Annotated in this window: 19 protein-coding genes; 18 read left to right on the forward strand and 1 reads right to left on the reverse strand. The window is 39.0% G+C overall.

What is annotated here, in order from left to right; genetic code table 11:
• The first annotated feature begins 162 nt into the window (after window positions 1–162).
• Entirely contained in the window at window positions 163–1371 is a 1209-nt protein-coding gene (locus tag BLR86_RS12305; protein WP_090761801.1) for a sensor histidine kinase, read from the forward strand.
• On the opposite strand, the gene BLR86_RS26070 is transcribed toward BLR86_RS12305, so the two are convergent.
• Window positions 1368–1517, reverse strand: a complete 150-nt coding sequence (locus tag BLR86_RS26070; RefSeq protein ID WP_175492872.1) for a hypothetical protein — start codon at window positions 1515–1517, stop codon at window positions 1368–1370. The two genes, BLR86_RS12305 and BLR86_RS26070, sit on opposite strands and share 4 nt — an antisense overlap.
• A gap of 152 nt (window positions 1518–1669) precedes the next feature.
• Here BLR86_RS26070 and BLR86_RS12310 point away from each other — a divergent pair, with 152 nt between their 5' ends.
• From BLR86_RS12310 to BLR86_RS12390, 17 genes are all read left to right on the forward strand, one after another.
• Window positions 1670–2698 carry an ArsR/SmtB family transcription factor gene (locus BLR86_RS12310; protein WP_090761803.1) on the forward strand — a complete coding sequence of 343 codons (1029 nt, stop codon included), beginning with the start codon at window positions 1670–1672 and terminating at the stop codon, window positions 2696–2698.
• Window positions 2698–3507 carry an ABC transporter permease gene (locus BLR86_RS12315; RefSeq protein ID WP_090761805.1) on the forward strand — a complete coding sequence of 270 codons (810 nt, stop codon included), beginning with the start codon at window positions 2698–2700 and terminating at the stop codon, window positions 3505–3507. Before BLR86_RS12310 ends, BLR86_RS12315 begins: the two co-directional genes overlap by 1 nt.
• A gap of 15 nt (window positions 3508–3522) precedes the next feature.
• On the forward strand, window positions 3523–4500 hold the full coding sequence (locus tag BLR86_RS12320; RefSeq protein ID WP_090761807.1) for an ABC transporter ATP-binding protein: 978 nt from the start codon (window positions 3523–3525) through the stop codon (window positions 4498–4500).
• On the forward strand, window positions 4497–5309 hold the full coding sequence (locus BLR86_RS12325) for an ABC transporter permease (protein WP_090761809.1): 813 nt from the start codon (window positions 4497–4499) through the stop codon (window positions 5307–5309). Before BLR86_RS12320 ends, BLR86_RS12325 begins: the two co-directional genes overlap by 4 nt.
• Window positions 5310–5892: 583 nt before the next feature.
• Complete coding sequence (gene essC / locus BLR86_RS12330; RefSeq protein WP_090761811.1) at window positions 5893–10485, forward strand: type VII secretion protein EssC; 4593 nt, start codon at window positions 5893–5895, stop codon at window positions 10483–10485.
• Window positions 10466–10729 carry a ubiquitin family protein gene (locus BLR86_RS12335; protein ID WP_254782314.1) on the forward strand — a complete coding sequence of 88 codons (264 nt, stop codon included), beginning with the start codon at window positions 10466–10468 and terminating at the stop codon, window positions 10727–10729. Before essC ends, BLR86_RS12335 begins: the two co-directional genes overlap by 20 nt.
• Window positions 10730–10757: 28 nt before the next feature.
• Window positions 10758–11060, forward strand: coding sequence for a WXG100 family type VII secretion target (locus BLR86_RS12340; RefSeq protein WP_090761815.1), 303 nt, complete (start codon window positions 10758–10760; stop codon window positions 11058–11060).
• Between the two features lie 24 nt (window positions 11061–11084).
• A complete protein-coding gene (locus BLR86_RS12345; protein ID WP_090761817.1) occupies window positions 11085–11390 on the forward strand; it encodes a WXG100 family type VII secretion target in 306 nt (101 codons plus the stop codon).
• A 110-nt stretch (window positions 11391–11500) separates the two neighbouring features.
• The gene (locus BLR86_RS12350; protein WP_090761819.1) at window positions 11501–12250 is read left to right on the forward strand and encodes a hypothetical protein; all 750 of its coding nucleotides are present in this window, start codon (window positions 11501–11503) and stop codon (window positions 12248–12250) included.
• 2 nt (window positions 12251–12252) lie between these two features.
• Window positions 12253–13842 carry an Mbeg1-like protein gene (locus tag BLR86_RS12355; RefSeq protein ID WP_090761821.1) on the forward strand — a complete coding sequence of 530 codons (1590 nt, stop codon included), beginning with the start codon at window positions 12253–12255 and terminating at the stop codon, window positions 13840–13842.
• Window positions 13843–13853: 11 nt separating this feature from the next.
• A complete protein-coding gene (locus tag BLR86_RS12360) occupies window positions 13854–14093 on the forward strand; it encodes a hypothetical protein (RefSeq protein ID WP_090761823.1) in 240 nt (79 codons plus the stop codon).
• Between the two features lie 48 nt (window positions 14094–14141).
• Window positions 14142–14447 (forward strand): WXG100 family type VII secretion target, encoded by a 306-nt coding sequence (locus tag BLR86_RS12365; protein WP_090761825.1) that lies wholly within the window; start codon window positions 14142–14144, stop codon window positions 14445–14447.
• 60 nt (window positions 14448–14507) lie between these two features.
• Window positions 14508–14813: a WXG100 family type VII secretion target gene (locus BLR86_RS12370; RefSeq protein ID WP_090761827.1), complete on the forward strand. Its 306-nt coding sequence runs from the start codon at window positions 14508–14510 to the stop codon at window positions 14811–14813.
• A gap of 29 nt (window positions 14814–14842) precedes the next feature.
• Window positions 14843–16078 (forward strand): FHA domain-containing protein, encoded by a 1236-nt coding sequence (locus tag BLR86_RS12375; RefSeq protein ID WP_090761829.1) that lies wholly within the window; start codon window positions 14843–14845, stop codon window positions 16076–16078.
• Between the two features lie 18 nt (window positions 16079–16096).
• Window positions 16097–16864 carry a PP2C family protein-serine/threonine phosphatase gene (locus BLR86_RS12380; protein ID WP_090761831.1) on the forward strand — a complete coding sequence of 256 codons (768 nt, stop codon included), beginning with the start codon at window positions 16097–16099 and terminating at the stop codon, window positions 16862–16864.
• Between the two features lie 15 nt (window positions 16865–16879).
• Entirely contained in the window at window positions 16880–18556 is a 1677-nt protein-coding gene (locus tag BLR86_RS12385) for a serine/threonine protein kinase (protein WP_090761833.1), read from the forward strand.
• A 14-nt stretch (window positions 18557–18570) separates the two neighbouring features.
• Complete coding sequence (locus BLR86_RS12390) at window positions 18571–19284, forward strand: hypothetical protein (protein ID WP_090761835.1); 714 nt, start codon at window positions 18571–18573, stop codon at window positions 19282–19284.
• The last annotated feature ends 18 nt before the right edge of the window (window positions 19285–19302 follow it).

A 19302-nucleotide genomic window follows, 5' to 3' on the forward strand; every position in this document is an offset into this window, starting at 1 on the left:
GGACCAGGTACCCCTGAAGGATAGCCTCCTTTAGTAGTGCCTGGTTTTTACTTATTGCCTGTTTTGGCCAGAGCATTCCATGATAAAAACTCATTATCCTTTTGTATCTATAAATGGTATATTTTAAAGTATGCAAGTTAGATTACCGCAAAAGGGGTTTGTATGAAGGAGATTTCGATTACATTTAATAAAAAAATATATTATTTTGTCGTGTGGATTATAGTAGCCATTATGATAGCTGGATTGTTAATTGATAACCCGCGATTTGGTGAATTCGGAGTTGTTTACATATCTCACAGTATATTGGTGTTCATTCTGTCTGTATGTTTACTGCTATATCCTAAGAATAGTACTGATATTCTAAGATTGATCATCATCATTGTCGCATCCGTTTACTTTTATATGCTTTTCCTCTTTTATCCAGAGACGTGGTCTACCTTTATTTTTCTATGTTTTATTCCAGCACTTTCAATCTTATTTTTTGATTCAAAGCTTTTTTATTTTTCGTTGATATTAAACGGTATATCAATCACGGTAATATTTGGATATATTATGCTGATTGATCGAGGACTTCAATATCCCTATATAAAAGAGGATTTAATAGGAAATTTCATTAACTTTATTGCGAGTCAAATCATTATCTATTTTATTTTTTATTTAACGAATAGACGAATTAAAAAACAACAAATCTATTACGCACAAATACAACATTCAGAGCGTTTGAAAACAACCGGCCAGCTTGCAGCTGCTGTTGCACATGAAATTAGAAATCCACTGACCGTTGTAAAAGGATTTTTGCAGCTATTTGAGCAAGACTCGTCCTTAAGCGATGATCGAAAAGGACATGTTACTTTGATGATTGATGAATTAAATACAGCTGAACAGGTTATATCACAATTTTTATCGATTGCTAAACCAGATAAAGAGAATGTCACTGAAAATGTCGATGCAAAGGTTGTTCTTCAGAGTGTAACAGATTTGCTTCATTCCTATGGACTTTTACATGATAATCGGATTGAACTAAACGTAACGGGAGATTGTACGATTTCAGCTAACAACATAGAGTTTAAACAATTACTCATAAATATTATTAAAAATGCGATTGAGGCTTCCAATTTTGGTGATGTGGTTTTTGTGACAGCTGGAAGGGAAAAAGATTTTGTTGTCATTAAAATAATCGATCAGGGACGAGGAATGTCAGAAGCAGAAGTTGCATCTCTAGGTACTCCTTTTTATTCTTTAAAAAGTAAAGGAACAGGATTAGGGATGATGATTTGCTTTAATATCGTTGAAAAATTTAAAGGCACGATTGACATCCAATCCTCTATAGACCATGGAACTACAGTCACGATACGCTTTCCAGCTTCCTAAAAAACAAAAACCATGGTACCCATGGTAACATAAAAGTAGAAAAGCATATTTACCTCTTCAAGGATAGAGGTAAATATGCTTTTTTGTATTGCCATTTTCATTGAAATGGATTCTTTTAATGTAATCATTGCATTCCCTCTAATCAAAATTTTAATACTCCTTTAATAAATACTCCTTTTGGTGAAAATAACCTTTTTTGTGTTGACATTTCCAAAGCCGCTATATAGAATATTGAATAATTTTGCAAAATTATCAATTTGATTCGTCGTTTAGCGAATCAAATAAAAGGAAGATCAGAATGGAATCTGTAAATCAATGGTTATCTAAACATGTACGCTTTATTTACTCGCCGTTTCGTGAGCTCATGACCAGTTTACATGTTTTGAATAATCCCTCCCATCACCTGACGAGGCTTGAATGGGCGGAGAAAATAAAAAGGAACATGTCACCTTCTTTATGGGAGACGTGCTGTCTCTTTGGTGAGTTAAGCAATGAATGGTTAAACTTTCTTGATTTAGTTGATGTTCTTCAGTATGAGGAAAAACATGTTGAAGAAGTCATTGAACGAATGAAACTAATAAGTGAAACGGAGTTTCTCTCTTTATTACTAGGAAATCGGGCTAACTTGTCTGTAAACGAATCGACTGCAAATGAAATGGAAGTTCATTCAAAGCCAGGATACTACCGAGAATTTCTGTGTGACTTTCTTTATCGTTATCACCAAGAACATTTCGCTAGAGAGTTGTTCCGAGTTGAACCATGGTTAATAAAATCCGTACATGAACTAAAGAATCAATTTGAACAAAATCCCTTGGACGCCATGAATTCGATCCATCCCCGTTTCAAGCTAGATGCAAGAACGTTAAAGTTCTACAAAGCAGAAACATGGGTCTTTCGATATGAAGAGATTACTAGGGTAACGATTTATCCATCTAGTTTTATCGCACCTCATCTGCTTGTTGGAATGGAAGTCCCAGAAATCATTGTGTATTTACAGGTACCTCTTCCAGACGAAAAGGTAGAAGAGGCCGTTCCAGAGGATTTACTAACGATTCTTTCTGCTTTAAGTGATCGGTCACGCATGCAAATCCTTAAATTGCTCTATCATCATTCTTATTGCACACAGCAATTAACAGAATCAACAGGTTTGGCAAAAGCTACGATTTCTAAACACTTAAAGATTTTAGAGAAGGCAAGTCTTATTAAGGGAGAACGGCATGGATATTTTGTATTTTATAAAGCAAACGAAAAAACATTGGACCAATTAAAGGTCGACCTTAACCAATTTTTTGATCAGCCTTTTATTGGCCATAAGGAGGAAAAATAATGTGGTTAGCCTTTTCTGCTACGTTTGGGCGTAATTATCTCGTGATGAAACGGGCATTTCCTTGGTCATTCTTTTTAGGTCATATATTAAGCGGTTTTTACATCATCATCTTTGCCTATTTAACTTACTTTTACGTTTTCAAAAAAGATTTGTCAGTAAGTTTTTCTACATATGCGGGCACAGATGATTATCTTTCCTATGTGATATTAGGAGGACTACTCTATTCCTTTTCAGTATCCCTCTTAATGATTGCAAGTAGAGCGATTATCACAGAACTAAGAGAAGGGACTCTTGAAGCTCTCCTTCTGACCCCTTCCTCCAGAAAAGGATACTTTCTTGGTTATGTAGCGCAAGGATTAACCCGTGTAGCTATTGAATTCGCGGTCATTACGGGTACTGGTTATTTTTTTGGACTTCATTTACAAAATATAAATTGGCTTAGCGTCGTTGTCGTTCTGTTTATTGTGATTGTTGCTACCTTTAGCCAGGCACTCGTGCTCGGGTCATTTATGCTCTATTTCAGAGATACGTATATTACGCAAAACACACTGTTTGTCTTGATGGGATTGGTTTGCAGCATTACGTTTCCGGTTCAATTTCTTCCTGAGGCAGTAAGCTGGATTGGAAGTATTATGCCTCTGACCTATGGAGTGGATGCGCTAAGGATGGTTTGGATTGAAGAAAAATCACTTTCCGATATCCTCCCGTTCCTATGGAAAATGATCATTCTAGGAATCATCTATTTTCCCATTGGTGCTTTTTTTATTAAGAGAATGGAAAAGTACGTATTAGAAAAGCATTTTGGATAAGGAGTGTTGATTTTTATGATAGAAGCTATGAATCTAGGAAAAGTCTATACCGTGAAGAAAAAGATCAACTTTTTTCGCTCTGAAAAGGAGAAAGTCAATGCTGTAAAGGGGCTTAATTTAAAGATAGTGGAAGGAGAGATTGTTGGATTACTAGGTTTAAACGGTGCTGGTAAAACAACTACGATTAAAATGCTTTCCACTCTATTAAATCCATCAGCAGGAAAAATCACGATTGATGGTCTCGATGCGGTTAAGGATGCCATAAAGGTGAAAGGTATGGTTAATATGATTGCTGGGGGCGAACGAATGCTGTACTGGCGTTTGACCGGAGCACAAAACCTCCGCTACTTTGGTAAGCTATACGGATTATCAGGCGGTGAGTTGGAGGCTCGGATTCAAGTTTTATTGGAGAAAGTTGGGTTGACTGAAGCCTCCAATACGCCAGTTGAATTGTATTCGAAAGGAATGAAGCAAAGGCTGCAAATTGCTCGCGGACTCATTAATGACCCGAAGTACTTATTTTTGGATGAACCGACGCTTGGACTTGATGCTCCAGTTGCGAAACAACTTCGGGAAATGGTTAAAAGCTTAGCAAAAGATCAAGGGAAGGGAATCCTACTTACCAGTCATTATCTTGAAGAGGTTGAAGAGCTTTGTGACAGAGTGTATATCATCGAGAAAGGTTCGTTGATTTTGCATGATACTCCTGAAAATATTACCGCCTCAGTCGTAAAGAATTTTCATGTAAAAATTGAAAGCATTGCTATATCTACTTCCCAGCAAAATCGTATCAAACAAAGTCTTACAGGGTGTTCCATTGAATTTTCTGAACTAGGGGATTCTTCGGAAATGCATATTATGGCGCCTTTTGATCCGACAGCATTGATCTTTAGTGTTTGCATGAAGGAATCAGTACCCATTCAAAAGCTTGAACTGAAACGTCCGCGCCTAGAGGATGCAATTCTAACATTAGCAAAGGAGAAATTGGCATGAAGCTTCTTTCGATTTTAGTTGCAGAGACGGTAAAAAGTCATCAACATAATTTTCATAACAAGCTCATTTACTTTTCTTTGCTCATCTGGCCAGCCCTTTTATTTGTAACAGCCTATTATTCTTTTAAACCCTTTAACTTATCAGATTCAAGTCCACTTTCTACTTACATGGACGTTGATCAAATTACGATGTTTCTCTTAACGGGCTATTTAGGATATATCTTTTTTTGGAGCCTTGTACAATCGGCTTGGGGAATGTCCTATGAACGACAAGCCGGAACACTTGAACTGATTTTTTTGACTCCTGTTTCACGTATAGTCGTGATGTTTTCACGAGCTGCAGGTAATCTTCTGGAAGCTGTATGGCTTTTTACTGGGTTCACTCTAATCGTTCTGGTGGTTACAGGTAATGCTGGAGATATTCATTGGTGGAATGTGCCTTTAGGATTAGGATTACTGAGCGTATCGGCGATTGTCTGGGGTGGGTTCCTTAACATTGTCTTTTTATTCTCACGTGATGCGGGGATTCTGTTTACCCTCTTTGAAGAACCGATGCAATTTTTCTCAGGTGTCAGGATACCTGTACTTGCCTTTCCATTATGGGGAAAAATGATTGCATTGATCTTCCCATTAACCTATGTCCTTGAAATTTTTCGTGATTTAGTGCTTAACGGCAAAGGATTGATTGAGTTGGCAGAACAATTCTTTGTCCTGTTTGGGGTTCTAGCCTTTTTGACCATCGTTTCTGCTTTCCTATTAAAAAAAGCAGAAACCCATGCAAAGGAAACTGGGAATATGGTGCTTTTTTAATGGGTTGGAGGCACCATGGTGGTGCGGGAATGATTAGGCAGGTAAACAAATGAATTTGGGGGGGAATACGATTTTGGCAGGTAACAAGGAAATGGATCGATCAAGGCAGTGGGTGCTAACCTATAGCCTTTTTTCGTTTCAATCCAAAGTATTTAAACTTTTTATAAAAACTTATCAAAAAATTTACATTTTAGTGGTAGAATAAGTGGTAAGTTATCACAGTGTTTATGGTAAAAACCTCAATACCCCCTCGGAAAAATTCAATGTGATCAATCCGTAATCGTAAAGTTACCTGACACCACAAGATTTTAGTGATTGTTTACAATCAGGTATTTTCGGGATATTTTACCCAGTTAGTTATCGGACAATTTTTTTCAAGATGTAGTAAAATGGATTTTTTATAGGTCTGTAGTCGGACTAAAAATTCAACAGAAAAAATCGTTCATTTACATACAGTAAACGAATTGTTTCTCCATTGTCGGACCTGTTTTCCAATTATTATTTCAATATAATAATATAGGTGCTGATAGTCATTTACTTAACGCAGGTTAGCTTCAACACACGCAGTAAGGAGAAGTAGTACATGATTGTAACGTTAATAAACAAAGCAAGTATCAATTCGATTACTCTTCCTGAGAAAATTAGAGGCCAATATTGGATATATGATTCTAATGATTGGTCGAAAAAATTAATCGGGATTGAAGGAATCAATGGTGAGTGGATTCTTAAGTCTAACAAAGATGTTAAGGTTATGGATCATTCTGGGAAACCCATCCGTAATACGGTGCTAAGTCCGTTGAGTATCTACAATTTGGATACGCAGGAACAGGATAATAAAACCATTGTGTTTATTGAACCCAGCACGGATGATCGCCAAACCTTCACGAAATATTTGGTAGACAAAGATACGGATATTACCATCGGAAGAACCGATAAAAACGATATCATATTGAACAATCACTTCGTGTCAGCCTCACATGCAAAACTATCGTTCCGGAGCGGAAAATGGAGCATTACCGATCTTAACAGTACCAACGGAACCTTTGTCGGTGGCGATCGAGTGAAAAGCAGGGATTTAAAGATAGGCGATATGATCTACATAATGGGTTACAAACTGATTGTGGGAAGCTTCTTCGTTGCGGTTAATAATCCGGATGGAACGCTTTCGTTAAAAAGCAATTTCCTAAAACCATTTATTAATCAACAAGCAGTAATTCCAGACGAAGAGGAAGAATATGAAGCGCCGGCTATGGATTATTTTTATCGTTCCCCTCGCTTTAAGAGAGATGTAGAAAAGGCAGTTATTAAAATCGATTCACCACCGCCCAATGCGATTGGGGAAGAGATGCCGCTGATGTTGGTGTTAGGTCCGTCGGTGACGATGGGGATGGCCTCGATGGCTACGGCTTTATTTGCGATTAACAATGCAATGGCGACCGGCGATTATTCAAGAGCGATGCCTTCCATTATGATGTCCAGCAGTATGCTGCTTGGAACGATCCTATGGCCGATTTTGTCTAAAAAATATGATAGGAGACGCAGGCGTAAAAAGGAAAAAGTTCGCCAAGAAAAATATAAAGAATACTTAGATAAAATCGCCGTTATGTTTAATGAGGAAAGTGAAAAGCAGGAGGAAATCCTGCGGGAAAACCATGTTCCGATAACCGATCTTATTAGCAGGATTAAACATGTCAGCAGAGACCTTTGGGAACGCGGACTTGGACAAAATGATTTCTTGAAGGTAAGAGTGGGTACAGGAAGCGGGACAATCGCAGCCGATATTACCTATTCCGAAAAGAAATTCTCCATTGACGACGATAACTTAGAGGAAGAGCTGTATACATTAGTCGAGGCTCCTAAAGTATTAAAAAACATTCCTATCACTTTATCATTATTTGAAAACAACATATCTGGTGTCATTGGCAATCGGAAACAAACGGTTGAATTTACTAAAGGGTTAATTTTTCAAGTAGCGGCCATGTATAGTTACGATGAAGTGAAAATGGTCTTTGTTTATGACCAGGAGGAAGAAGACGAATTTGGTTTTACCAAGTGGCTGCCACATGTGTGGAGCAATGATAATAAATTTCGTTTTATTGCAACCAATAACAATGAAGTAAAGGAAGTTTCAGCTTACATAGAAAAGGAAATTGAGGTTCGTGCCGGGACCAATGATAGTGAAATGGAAGATGTGAAGCCATACTATATTGTGTTTGCGATGAGTAGGCAGCTTGCTGTTAGGGCTGAAATGTTAAAGCAGGTTTATTCCAAGAAAAAGAATATACATATCAGTGTTGTTACTTTCTATGATGAACTTCAAAACCTTCCGAAGGAATGTACGATGGTTGTTCAGCTAGATGAAAACAGTGGAATATTGTTCGATAAAAACGATATTACAGGGAAATCAACATCGTTTGTTCCGGATATCTTTGTAACAGATGATCCAAATGAATTAAGTGTAAAGCTTGCCAATGTGCCGCTTGATACGCTGGCAAGTTCCTTTAATCTACCGAAAATGGTTACCTTCCTGGAGCTGTTTGGTGTAGGGAAGGTCGAGCATCTAAATGCTTTAACGCGGTGGAGGGATAACGACCCGACGAAGTCATTGGAAGCGGCTGTTGGTGTCGACACATTAGGCGAATTATTTAAGCTTGATTTACATGAAAAGTTCCACGGTCCGCATGGTTTAGTTGCAGGTATGACAGGTTCAGGGAAGAGTGAGTTTATTATCGCCTATATTTTATCTCTGGCCGTGAACTATCATCCGAACGAAGTAGCCTTTATCCTGATTGACTATAAAGGCGGCGGTATGGCGAAATCATTTGAAAATCTGCCGCACACGGCGGGGATTATCACGAACTTAGATGGTGCTGCCATCAAACGATCGTTAATCTCAATCGAAAGTGAATTGAAACGACGACAAGCGATTTTTGCCGAGGCAAGTAAACAGGTTGGCGAAAGTAATATTGATATTTATAAATACCAAAAGCTTTATCGCGAGGGTGTTGTTCGTGAACCACTACAGCATTTATTCATCATATCGGATGAGTTCGCTGAGCTTAAGACACAGCAGCCGGAGTTTATGGCCCAGTTGGTAAGTGCGGCACGTATCGGCCGAAGCCTGGGGATACACTTAATTTTGGCAACACAAAAGCCAAGTGGCGTCGTTGATGATCAAATCTGGAGTAATAGTAAATTCCGAGTAAGTCTTAAAGTTCAGGAACGAGCAGACAGTATGGATATGTTAAAACGCCCGGATGCTGCAGAACTAACCGATACAGGACGCTTCTATCTCCAAGTAGGATATAACGAATTGTTTGAAATGGGGCAGTCAGCCTGGGCAGGGGCACCTTATTATCCATCGGATAAAGTGGTCGTCGAAAAGGATAACAGTGTCGTGGTCATTGACCGGAACGGTCGTCCAATTAAACAAGCAAAATTGGATAAAAAGAAAAGCCTATTTGCCAATCCTAAGAAGCAGATGGATGTTATTACCGATTACCTAAGGAACATTGCGGCTGAAGAACAGATTAAAATCCGTCCGCTTTGGCTGGAGCCGATTCCAGCGATGATTCTCTTGAATGATGTTACGAAAAAATATAAAGCTGATCACACCAATTCATTTGTATTGAACCCGGTTATCGGTGAATACGATGATCCAGCCAGACAACAGCAATGCCTGCTCCGTCTCCCTCTTTCAGAAGAAGGAAATACCATTGTTTACGGGGTAGCTGGCAGCGGTAAAACAACCTTCTTAAATACAATGGTTTATTCCCTTATGCAGGAGCATACGCCAGATGAAGTCAATATCTATATACTCGATTTTGCTTCTGAAACATTAAGGGCTTTTGCAAAAGCTCCGCATGTGGGAGATGTTATTCTTTCCTATGAAAGTGAAAAAATCAGCAACTTGTTTAAATTGCTTCAAAGTGAAGTGGAAGGAAGAAAAAAATTATTTGCCGATTATGGCGGCGATCATGCTTCCTATATGAATGCGACAGGTGAAAAGGTACCTTCGATTGTGGTTGCCATCAATAACTTTGCTGCCTTTACGGAAATTTACGAAGAAAAAGAAACGGCTGTATCATTCCTGTCACGTGAAGGGACGAAATATGGAATCTATTTTGTCTTAACGGCACTTGGAACGAATGCGGTAAGATTCCGATTGCTTCAAAACTTTAAGCAGCTGTTAACGTTACAGTTGAATGATGAAACAGATTATTCCACTGTGGTAGGGAAAACAGATGGTTTATATCCTTCTAAATTCAAAGGCAGAGGTCTTGTTAAAAGAGATGCCATTTACGAATTCCAGGTGGCTCACATTACAGACGAACCAGTACCATATCCGTTCATCCAACGTGAATCCATGAAGCTTCATGCTGCTTGGAAGGGAAATACAGCGAAGAAGATTCCGATTTTACCAGATGTGGTGGATATGGAATTCCTTGGTGACTATGTCAGTCCAAATGGAAGCCTGACTATCCCGATGGGTGTTGAAAAGAGCTCGCTGAATGTTCATTATTATCCATTCGGCAAAGCCTATATTAACATGATTTTATCTGCATCCAGTGAACATCTTGGCTTTACTCATGAATTAGCTAGATTCATGGCACAGAAATGTGGCTTTGATGTTACCGTTATTGATGGACAGCAAAGTTTTATTAATAAAAATAATAAGGATATTACTTATTATTCCACTGTTAAAGAGTTTGAAAATGTTGTCGCGTCGATGTTTGATCTCGTGGTTTATCGTAATAACACCTATAAAGAGGCAATAGAAAAAGGAATTGAAGTGGAACACTTTGATCAAAAAGTCATTATCATTCATTCTGTTGTTGCGTTAAAAAATGCTCTTTCAAAAGAAGGCGAAGAAAAACTTGGCTTAATACTCCTTAAGGGTGAGGCGAAGTATAATATTACGATTGTTTTTGCCGAGCAATCTAAAAATCTATCAGGAATCACTTTTGATAAGTGGTATAAACAACATATCAATCCTGGTGATGGTATCTGGGTTGGCAGTGGCATCACTGAACAATACAACCTCAAACCATTAAAAACAACAGCTGAATTACGGGAGGATATGACGGCTCAATTTGGTTTCTCTTTACAAAAAGGGAAAAGTGTCAAAGTGAAGCTATTAAACTCGGAAAAGGAGAATGAGGACAACGATGAATAAAGTACTTGTTGAAATTTTCCTTCCTGCTGCCAATAGGAGCTTTGATGTTTACCTACCGTTAGAAAGTCAAATGAGTGAGGTACTACAACTAGTGTCTGCTTTGCTAAGTGATTTATCAGATGGAAAATACAAAGCTACCAAAAGTGCCGTGTTGTGTGATGCAACCTCTGGCATTATTTACAATATTAACATGGCTGTTGCAGAACTGGGCATTCAAAACGGTTCTAAGCTCATGCTGATATAGATTATTAACGATTGAAAGGAGAATGAAAATGGGAAAAGTGATTAGAGTAACACCTCAAGAACTAGAAACTGCTTCTAAAAAAATTGCCGAGCTATCTGAAACTTACACAGGGATCTATACCCAACTTATGCAGGTAGCAGGAACAATGGGGGCAGCATGGGAGGGCGAAGATAACCTTGCATTTGTTGATCAAATCAGTGGCTTCAACGATGATTTAAAGAGTATGGCGGATAAACTATTAACAGCTAGTCAAGCTCTTGAGACTCAAAGAGCCAATTATGCGGCCATGCAAGATAGTAATACGGCTCAAGTAAGGAAATTGACAAACTAATTGAAATGAAAAGGAGTGAGGGGAATGGCTGGACAAATTAAAGTAAATACGGCCCAGGTTGGCGAAATTGCAACAACGATTGAAGGGTTGAATGCAAGACTTGCTGAAGAGTTAAAAACAAGTCAAAAAACGTTACAAAATCTTTCGAATTCTTGGGATGGTGAAGCAGCCCAAGCAACAATTGCTTCTTTTGATGAATTTGCAGCGAAATTTTTCCAAAACTATCAAGATATTCTTGATAACTATGTAAGATTTTTAAGAACAAATGTGGAACAAGGCTACTTCGAAACAGAAACAGCAAATATTAATTTAGCTGACGCATTTAAATAAGATATCTTCCCTGAACTAAAGGCGTTGGAGTCCCTTCGCCTTTAGTATCATTTAAAAATGAAAATTACTTTATGGTTTATATAGATTTACCGATGAAAGGCGATGTATACATGAGAAGAGTAAAGCGTGCAGCATGGTCATTTTTAGCGATTATTTCTTTATTGGGAGTGAGTGGATGTATGAGCTTCATGTCAAACAGTCCGGATCGGGCGGAAATAGCTAAAAAGCTCTTGAAGGAAAAATATAATGAGGATTTTAGCATTTTTACTTCGGGTGAAGGGTATGGCACATTGACGAATAATACGTTTAAGGTAGTCGCTGCGCCGGAAGGTAAGGAAGAGTTAAAGTTTGAAGCTAAGATCCAAAAGGAAGGTAACTGGATTATTGATGAATATGTTGAGGCACTGCTCGAAGATGAAATCAAACAGACTGCAAGTGACAAAATCCGTGAACTAACAGATAAATTTTTCATCAAGGTATATGTTGGTTTTGCCGATACCAAATATACAGATAAAAGTATGGTTTCGATAGAAAAATTCACCAAAGAATATACGAAAGTTCCTATTGTTATTACCTTGCTGTTGGATAAAACTTCCGTATCTACCATTGACGCAGAGAAGGAATACCAAGTGTTACAGGAATTATTTGCTGAAAAACTCCCTATAAATGCTGCGCTTGAAATCTACTATACGGATGGAGAGACAATCGAAAAATCCGAGGAATATTTTAAGAAAAATGCCGAGGCTTATGATGATTTCCATCAAATGCTAAAAGGGTTCCAGGAAAATGGGTTCGGTCTAGATGATGGACAGATCAATATTCCGTTAAATCAATACATTGATCAAAGACAGGTGCAGTAATCATGTCATATTCGGATCAAGATCTATTTGTCGCGTCGCAGCTTGCTTATTATGAAATTAGTGTTGAAGATCTTGCCTACTTGAAAAAGAAAGGAATCGAGCCTACCTTGGCCAACATCCTTGACTACAATACCAATGTGAAGGCAACTCTGGATAAAAACCTTGAAGATGCAAAGACCCCTCTTGCAGTAAGCAAAGCTGAAGCAGATTTGGATTTATATGAAGAGTTCATTTCGCCAGATTCTGAATACAGTTCGTGGAAGGTTGTTGATATAAAGGATGACAACCAACACTCTGGGTTTTATGGATTGTTGGTTGAAACGAACCCGAATAATGCCATTGTTGGATTTAGGGGCAGTGAAGCCCATGGCAATCAGTTTGAAAAAGACTGGGTTAATACCGATTTTAAAATGATCAATGAGGGTGTTGGTGTCGATCAGCAGAAGATTGCTACAGAATATATGGCATATATTAATTCACAGTATCCGTATGACGCTTATGCCACAGCAGGACACTCGCTCGGAGGGAACTTATCTTTCTATGCAGCGATTACTGCGCCGCCGGAAATGAGGGCGAAAATCATCCAGGCATTAAATGGCGACGGCCCGGGGTTCGCGGAGGAATTTCTAAATAATCCGCTTTATGCAGACGGAATTCGGGATATGACGGGGAAGATGAACCATTATCAGTGGTCATTGGTAGGTGCGATATTGAATCCGGTTCCCGGCTCCAATTACATGTCGCTCCAAACAAAAGACAATGTTTATGGAGACTATGGGTTGGGCGCCTTAACAGCCAAACATAGTATGACCTTTGTTGACTTTGATGAACATGGACGTGTCATCAAAGGGGAAATGGATCGTTTTGCCGAAAGCATAGGCAGATTCACACGGGAGATGGATGAACTGCCGGCTGGAGTAGGTAACGCACTGATTCATGCAGTGGAAGGCTTCATGTCCCTGCCTGATGGTCAAAAGAAATTATTGGCTGGTGCGTTAATAGCGAACATCGGATTGTTTCTTGCCACACACCCTATTGCACTCATTGCGACAGTGCTTGTGGGGGTAACACTTGGTGTAATCGCTTGGATTAATCCGGAGTTTTTTGGCGAAGTGTTAATACCGTTCCTCCTTGATGCCCTTTCTTTTACCGCAGATATGGTGCAAAAGCTGATTGATGGCGTAACAGCTGTTATTGCTGCGGTGCTTGAGGCTGCCAATATGGCGAAAGAGTTCGTCAATAAAATCATCGCTAACGTCGGGGATGTCATCACAGGATTCATATCATGGGCGAAAATGCAATTAAACCCTGGTTACAAATACGCTAGTGCCCACCCTTTGATAAAGGTAGATACGCAAAAACTTCGAAACTATGCTCAGCGCCTAAGCACAGTCAATAAAAGATTGAACAATCTTGATCGCAGTCTGGACTCCCTTTATTCCAAGGTTGAGCTTGTGGATTTATGGAGCCTACTGCAGGCTGATTTGATGACAGGGGAAAGCTGGAAAATCAAAAGACATATTTCCTATTTGGAAGAAACGGCGGAGGATTTTGAAGCAACGGAACGGAAAATTATGAATAATCTGGGGTAGGGGGATTGTCCATGAGTGCCAACGCACAGCATGAGCTCTATTATATTAAACAAGAGCTTCAAAGCATCATAAACGAAATCGAAAGTATTGCAGCGGGAATCGATAGGGGCTTTGAAGGGATCGGTAATGAAAAGTGCGCCTCAAAGCTTTATAAAATAGCGGATCACTATCGGGATGTTAAGCGAAAATTGAATAATATTGATACCTCCAAAGTGAAAGAGGAAAGTACGAATAGTACCAGTAGAGCCTAAATCTAGCGTGATAAGTTGCCTTCAATAATAGGGAAAGAAGGGATAACAATGGCTGATCTAATAAAAGTAGATACCGGGCGTGTGGCAGCGGCTGCGAAAAATATTGCTAACTATAATAATAGAATCAAGGATGATTTTTCATCTGTGGAGTCTGCAATAAGAGCTTTAAATAGTGTCTGGGATGGTACTGCTGCTGAGCATGCGATGGATTCCTTCTATAAAATAAAGAGTACGTTTCATGAACCAAGATATACAGTGGTTGATAATTATGTAAAATTTCTGCAACAACAGGTTGATCCCGGCTATACTCAGGCTGAAAAAGCGAACACAACTTTGGCAGATTTGTTTAAGTAAGGCTGTGTTTGCAACCATTGTTGTTAAAATCTTAAAGCCGTTTTTAAAGGGGGAGATTTTTTGAGTCATTTTATAAAGGTAAACCACAGTAAGTTTGAAACGGCTGCAGACGCCATTGATACATACATATCAAGACATAAAAAAAATATGACTGCAGCCGATAGGGACGTGCAGACACTTAGTGCAACTTGGCAGGGTAAGGATTCCAAACAGTTCCAGCAGCAGTGGAATCGGGTGGATGGCAATGATTCCACTTCAAAAAATATGACGAAGGCGTTAGAAAACTATGGGAAGTTTTTAAGATATGCAGCAAGCCAATATAAGGATGCGCAATCAAAAGCAGTAAATAGAGCAAATTGGTTATAAGAGTAGAATTTTGATAGCAGGAGACATTTATGGGTAAAACAACAGTTGAACAGAGTAAGAATAAATATAATGTTGTGAACAAGTTACTACATCCCGAAGCCATCAATGAACGTGAATTAAACGCAATTGCTGGGGGATTATTTGAGAATCTTATTCCTGTTCATGCAGTATTGAACAAAAAGGGTGTAGCGTTAACTAGTTCAATCGTTGATATGACGACGCTACAATCCTATTTTAGTGGTGTTGTAAGCAAGAAAATGTTTTTGGATGTAATCGCACAACTTGTAGCTGTTGTGAAGGAATGTGAAAAGAATTTGATGAATGTAAACAATCTCATGTTAGATTGTCAATCGATATTTCTTGATCCTAGAACAAAAAAGATTAAATGTATTTTCTGGCCCATTGTGAATAACCAAAATCCATATGGTTTGGCAGATTTTTTTTCTGATTTGCCATTTCGTGTTGTTTTTACAAAACACGAAGATCATGGGTATATTAGTACGTATTTGCACTATTTTAAGAGTAACGCTATTTTTTCGATTAACGGCTTTGAAAAAACCGTCTTTGAAATCATAGGAAAACCTATTGAAAACAAGTCTTATCTTCCATCTGATTCGAGAAAAATTGGAGATCGTAATCGTTCTTTTGCTAAGCCGGAGGATGGAAAGTCGATCGATGCCCTGGTTGCCTACGATCCATTTAGCGCTCCTGAGGTAAAAGAAGTAGTTTCAAAATTTTGTAGCCATTGTGGCAAACAATATATGGAAAGTTCAACGTTTTGTGTTTACTGTGGCAGACCTGTTAATAAGGTTGAATCGCCTCTAACTCCTACTCCGGCTCCAGAACCAGTAGCAGATGAGCCTGAAACTAGAAAAGCTGATACACAAAGTTTTAGTGAAACTACCGTACTTGGAGCAGAACCTTATGATGGTGGTACAACGGTGCTTGGCGCAGATAGTGGAGAAGAACCGATTTTCCCGTATTTAATCAGAGAAAAAACAGAGGAAAAAGTCAGTGTTGACAAGCCATCCTTCCGTATTGGAAAGGAAAGTCAATATTGTGATTATTTTATATCCAATAATAATGCCATTAGCCGAAGTCATGCAGATATTATTACAAAGGATAGTCGTTATTATATTATCGATCATAACTCGACAAATAAAACGTATGTAGAAGGACGAGCGATTCCGGTAGAAAAAGAGGTTGAGATTTTCTCAGGAACGAAACTAAGACTAGCAAACGAAGACTTCGTTTTTTACATATAAGCAAGGAAGGTTCGCAAAATGGAAGTATTAACAGCGGCATACAGCGATATCGGGATAAAAAAAGCAACCAATCAAGACAGTTTATGTGTAAAGATTGCTGATACATCGGTTGGAAAGGTTGTTCTAGCCGTCATTTGTGACGGAATGGGAGGACTGTCCAAAGGTGAAGTTGCCAGTGCAAGTGTCATCAATGCCTTTTCAGAATGGTTCGAACAGGAACTTCCCATACAACTTGCGGATGGTAATATGGATGAAATCAGATATCGCTGGGAGCGAATCATTAAAGAGCAAAATCAGAGAATCGCAGAGTATGGAAGACGAATGAGAATTCAGCTAGGAACCACATTGACAGCTTTGCTCTTACTAGATTCCCAGTTTATGTTGATTGGCCATGTCGGAGATTCGAGAGTGTATCGGTTGGACCAAAAGCTTGAAGTATTGACCGAAGATCAAACGGTTGTCGGTAGAGAGATTAAACGAGGAACACTAACGCCTGAGCAAGCCGAGTTAGATCCACGACGAAATGTTCTTTTGCAATGTATCGGAGCTTCTAAACTCGTAGAGCCGCAGTTTATGGCTGGAACATCTAAACGGGGAGAGGTTTATTTGCTCTGTTCAGATGGGTTCCGTCATATGATTTCGGAGGCTGAAATTTATCATGCCTTCTCACCAGTGTCACTAAGGGATGAAGCCATAATGGAACAAAAAGCAAAAGAGTTGGTTGAACTTAATAAGCAACGACAAGAAACCGATAATATCACCGTCGTGCTTGTTAAAATTCTGTAAGGATGGGGAATTCGTTTGGCAGCAATTGGGTCAGTTGTAGAAGGTAAATATGAAATACTGAAGCTGATTGGACAAGGCGGTATGTCAAAGGTATACCTGGCAATGGACAAGCGTCTCAACAAACAGTGGGCAGTAAAAGAAATTGTGAAAAACGGAAGAGATAAGAATAACCAAATTTTCATTCAAAGTGCCATTGACGAAGCTAACATGATTAAGAAGCTAGACCATCCTTCGTTACCTCGTATTGTAGACATTATTGAACATGAAAATGTGATTTATGTCATTATGGACTACATTGAAGGTGAACCGTTGAATAAAATTTTGGATGAGTATGGAGCTCAGCCGCAGGATTTAGTCATTGAATGGTCCAAGCAGCTTTGTGAGGTCCTGGATTACCTGCATACATATGATCCTCCCATCATTTATCGTGATATGAAGCCTGGAAACGTGATGTTAAAACCGGATAGCAACATTAAACTAATCGACTTTGGTATCGCCAGGGAATACAAGGAGCAAAATTTGGCAGATACGGTAAGCTTGGGAACAAAAGGATATGCGGCACCTGAACAGTTCGGCGGTAAAGGTCAAACGGATGCGAGAACGGATGTCTATTGTCTTGGTGTCACGCTCTATCATTTGGTAACAGGGCAGAACCCTACTGAACCTCCTTACGAGTTATATCCCATTCGTCATTGGAATCCACAATTATCCGGCGGTTTGGAAAGAATCATTCAAAAATGTACGCAGCTTAATCCTGCTGACCGCTATCAATCTTGTGCCGAGTTGTTATATGCACTGAATCATTACGAAGAAGTGGATGATCTTTATCGCGCAAAACAAAAAGCAAGGCTACGCAACTTTAGTCTTGTAAGCGGGGCAGCGGTTCTTTTCTTGTTGGTAGGCATTCTGGGTCAAGTAATGAACATTTCAACAACAAATGATGATTACAATACCAATATCGAAAATGCCTCGGCTGCAACTGCGGATAGTAATAAAATTGACTATTATTTGAAGGCCATTGATATTAAGCCAACAGAGACAAAGGCTTATGAGGAATTAGTGAATACCTTTAAAAATAATGCTTCCTTTTCAGTTGAAGAAGAAGAAGCTCTTACAAAGAAAATCGGTCCCCATTTAATGGACTTGTACGAAAATCCTACGTATGCCAATCTTGCATTTGAAATCGGTAAAGCTTATTGGTATTACTACGACTATGGAAAAAATGAGAACAGTGATAATCAGACTACTAGAATGATCAGCTCGGTTAAGTGGTTTGATGATGCGGTCCGTTATGGTTCACAGGATAGTGATTTTTATAAAATGGCTGTTATCTACCGGGATATTGGCCGATTTAATCAGGATATTACTATTTTGGTTGAAGAGGCTTCTGATAAAGGAAAATATCTGCCTTATTGGGAAAATATCAAAGAGTTGATTGAACTGATTGATGATGAAAGTGAAATTGTCAAACTGGAACTTTACCGATTGACGATCTATTCTGTCGAACAGCATGCAAGGAAGTTTAAAGCGGATGGTGTAACAGAAAGTGATATTCGTTCTGTTGTTGAATCTGTGAAGAAAAGCACAAATAATGTAGACGTATCAACAGACAAAACGATAGCTATAAAAAATGATGTAGTGGATCGTTTTGATTTAATCGCTCAAGAAATTGATAAAGCATATCGGAATTGACAGGGGGAATTCGAATGAGTGCAACAACTTGGTTAATGATTTCTATTGTCGGATATTCCCTTGCAGCCGTTCTGTTGATAGTGGTGATATTTATGTTTTTCAAGATGAACATTCCCGCTATTATTGGCGATTTGAATGGTAAAACGGCTGCAAGACAGATACAAAAAATCCGGGAACAAAACCAACTTACGGGCAATAAGCATCATCGACCTAGTGCATTTAATGTAGAAAGAGGAACGTTGACTGCTCCAGTAAGTTCACGATTTGGCAGAACAGGAAAGACAGGAAAGACAGCAAAGACCAAGCCTTCAATGTCTGAGGAGTCTAAGCGCTTGGAGAGAAAAGGAATTACGGAACAAACTTCTCATCCGATAGTGGTGAAAAGTCTGCCGACAGAGGTTATTAATGAGCAGGCGAACTTTTCTATTACAAATGAGGCTACAACTGTCCTGGCTGAAGACACTCAAGTGTTAATGGTTGAAGAGATTTATTCTGATTCGACAGAAGTTCTGATGAATGAAACGGAGGTACTCGAAAACGGTACTGAAGTTCTGATGAATGAAACGGAAGTACTTGATAACGGTACCGTAGTCCTGGCACAGGATTTTGGGACAACCGTGTTAAATCCAACTGCGGAATTAGAAAGAGAGAATGTTACAAAGCCGCTAGCGATTGAATTTAAGATCGTGAAGGATATTAAAATCACCCATACAAATGAAGTGATTTAAGATTTATAACCAACTACA

This window comes from Bacillus sp. OK048, from assembly GCF_900103525.1.
Classification (GTDB): domain Bacteria; phylum Bacillota; class Bacilli; order Bacillales; family Cytobacillaceae; genus Neobacillus.

What these genes read in the sequence shown, in the direction of transcription:
- BLR86_RS12350 (WP_090761819.1), top strand. Translation starts at nt 11,501, where the DNA reads ATGAGAAGAGTAAAGCGTGCAGCATGGTCATTTTTAGCGATTATTTCT.
- essC (WP_090761811.1), top strand. Translation starts at nt 5,893, where the DNA reads ATGATTGTAACGTTAATAAACAAAGCAAGTATCAATTCGATTACTCTT.
- BLR86_RS12365 (WP_090761825.1), top strand. Translation starts at nt 14,142, where the DNA reads ATGGCTGATCTAATAAAAGTAGATACCGGGCGTGTGGCAGCGGCTGCG.
- BLR86_RS12340 (WP_090761815.1), top strand. Translation starts at nt 10,758, where the DNA reads ATGGGAAAAGTGATTAGAGTAACACCTCAAGAACTAGAAACTGCTTCT.
- BLR86_RS12360 (WP_090761823.1), top strand. Translation starts at nt 13,854, where the DNA reads ATGAGTGCCAACGCACAGCATGAGCTCTATTATATTAAACAAGAGCTT.
- BLR86_RS12310 (WP_090761803.1), top strand. Translation starts at nt 1,670, where the DNA reads ATGGAATCTGTAAATCAATGGTTATCTAAACATGTACGCTTTATTTAC.
- BLR86_RS12375 (WP_090761829.1), top strand. Translation starts at nt 14,843, where the DNA reads ATGGGTAAAACAACAGTTGAACAGAGTAAGAATAAATATAATGTTGTG.
- BLR86_RS12325 (WP_090761809.1), top strand. Translation starts at nt 4,497, where the DNA reads ATGAAGCTTCTTTCGATTTTAGTTGCAGAGACGGTAAAAAGTCATCAA.
- BLR86_RS12305 (WP_090761801.1), top strand. Translation starts at nt 163, where the DNA reads ATGAAGGAGATTTCGATTACATTTAATAAAAAAATATATTATTTTGTC.
- BLR86_RS12380 (WP_090761831.1), top strand. Translation starts at nt 16,097, where the DNA reads ATGGAAGTATTAACAGCGGCATACAGCGATATCGGGATAAAAAAAGCA.
- BLR86_RS12315 (WP_090761805.1), top strand. Translation starts at nt 2,698, where the DNA reads ATGTGGTTAGCCTTTTCTGCTACGTTTGGGCGTAATTATCTCGTGATG.
- BLR86_RS12335 (WP_254782314.1), top strand. Translation starts at nt 10,466, where the DNA reads ATGAGGACAACGATGAATAAAGTACTTGTTGAAATTTTCCTTCCTGCT.
- BLR86_RS12320 (WP_090761807.1), top strand. Translation starts at nt 3,523, where the DNA reads ATGATAGAAGCTATGAATCTAGGAAAAGTCTATACCGTGAAGAAAAAG.
- BLR86_RS12390 (WP_090761835.1), top strand. Translation starts at nt 18,571, where the DNA reads ATGAGTGCAACAACTTGGTTAATGATTTCTATTGTCGGATATTCCCTT.
- BLR86_RS12355 (WP_090761821.1), top strand. Translation starts at nt 12,253, where the DNA reads ATGTCATATTCGGATCAAGATCTATTTGTCGCGTCGCAGCTTGCTTAT.
- BLR86_RS12345 (WP_090761817.1), top strand. Translation starts at nt 11,085, where the DNA reads ATGGCTGGACAAATTAAAGTAAATACGGCCCAGGTTGGCGAAATTGCA.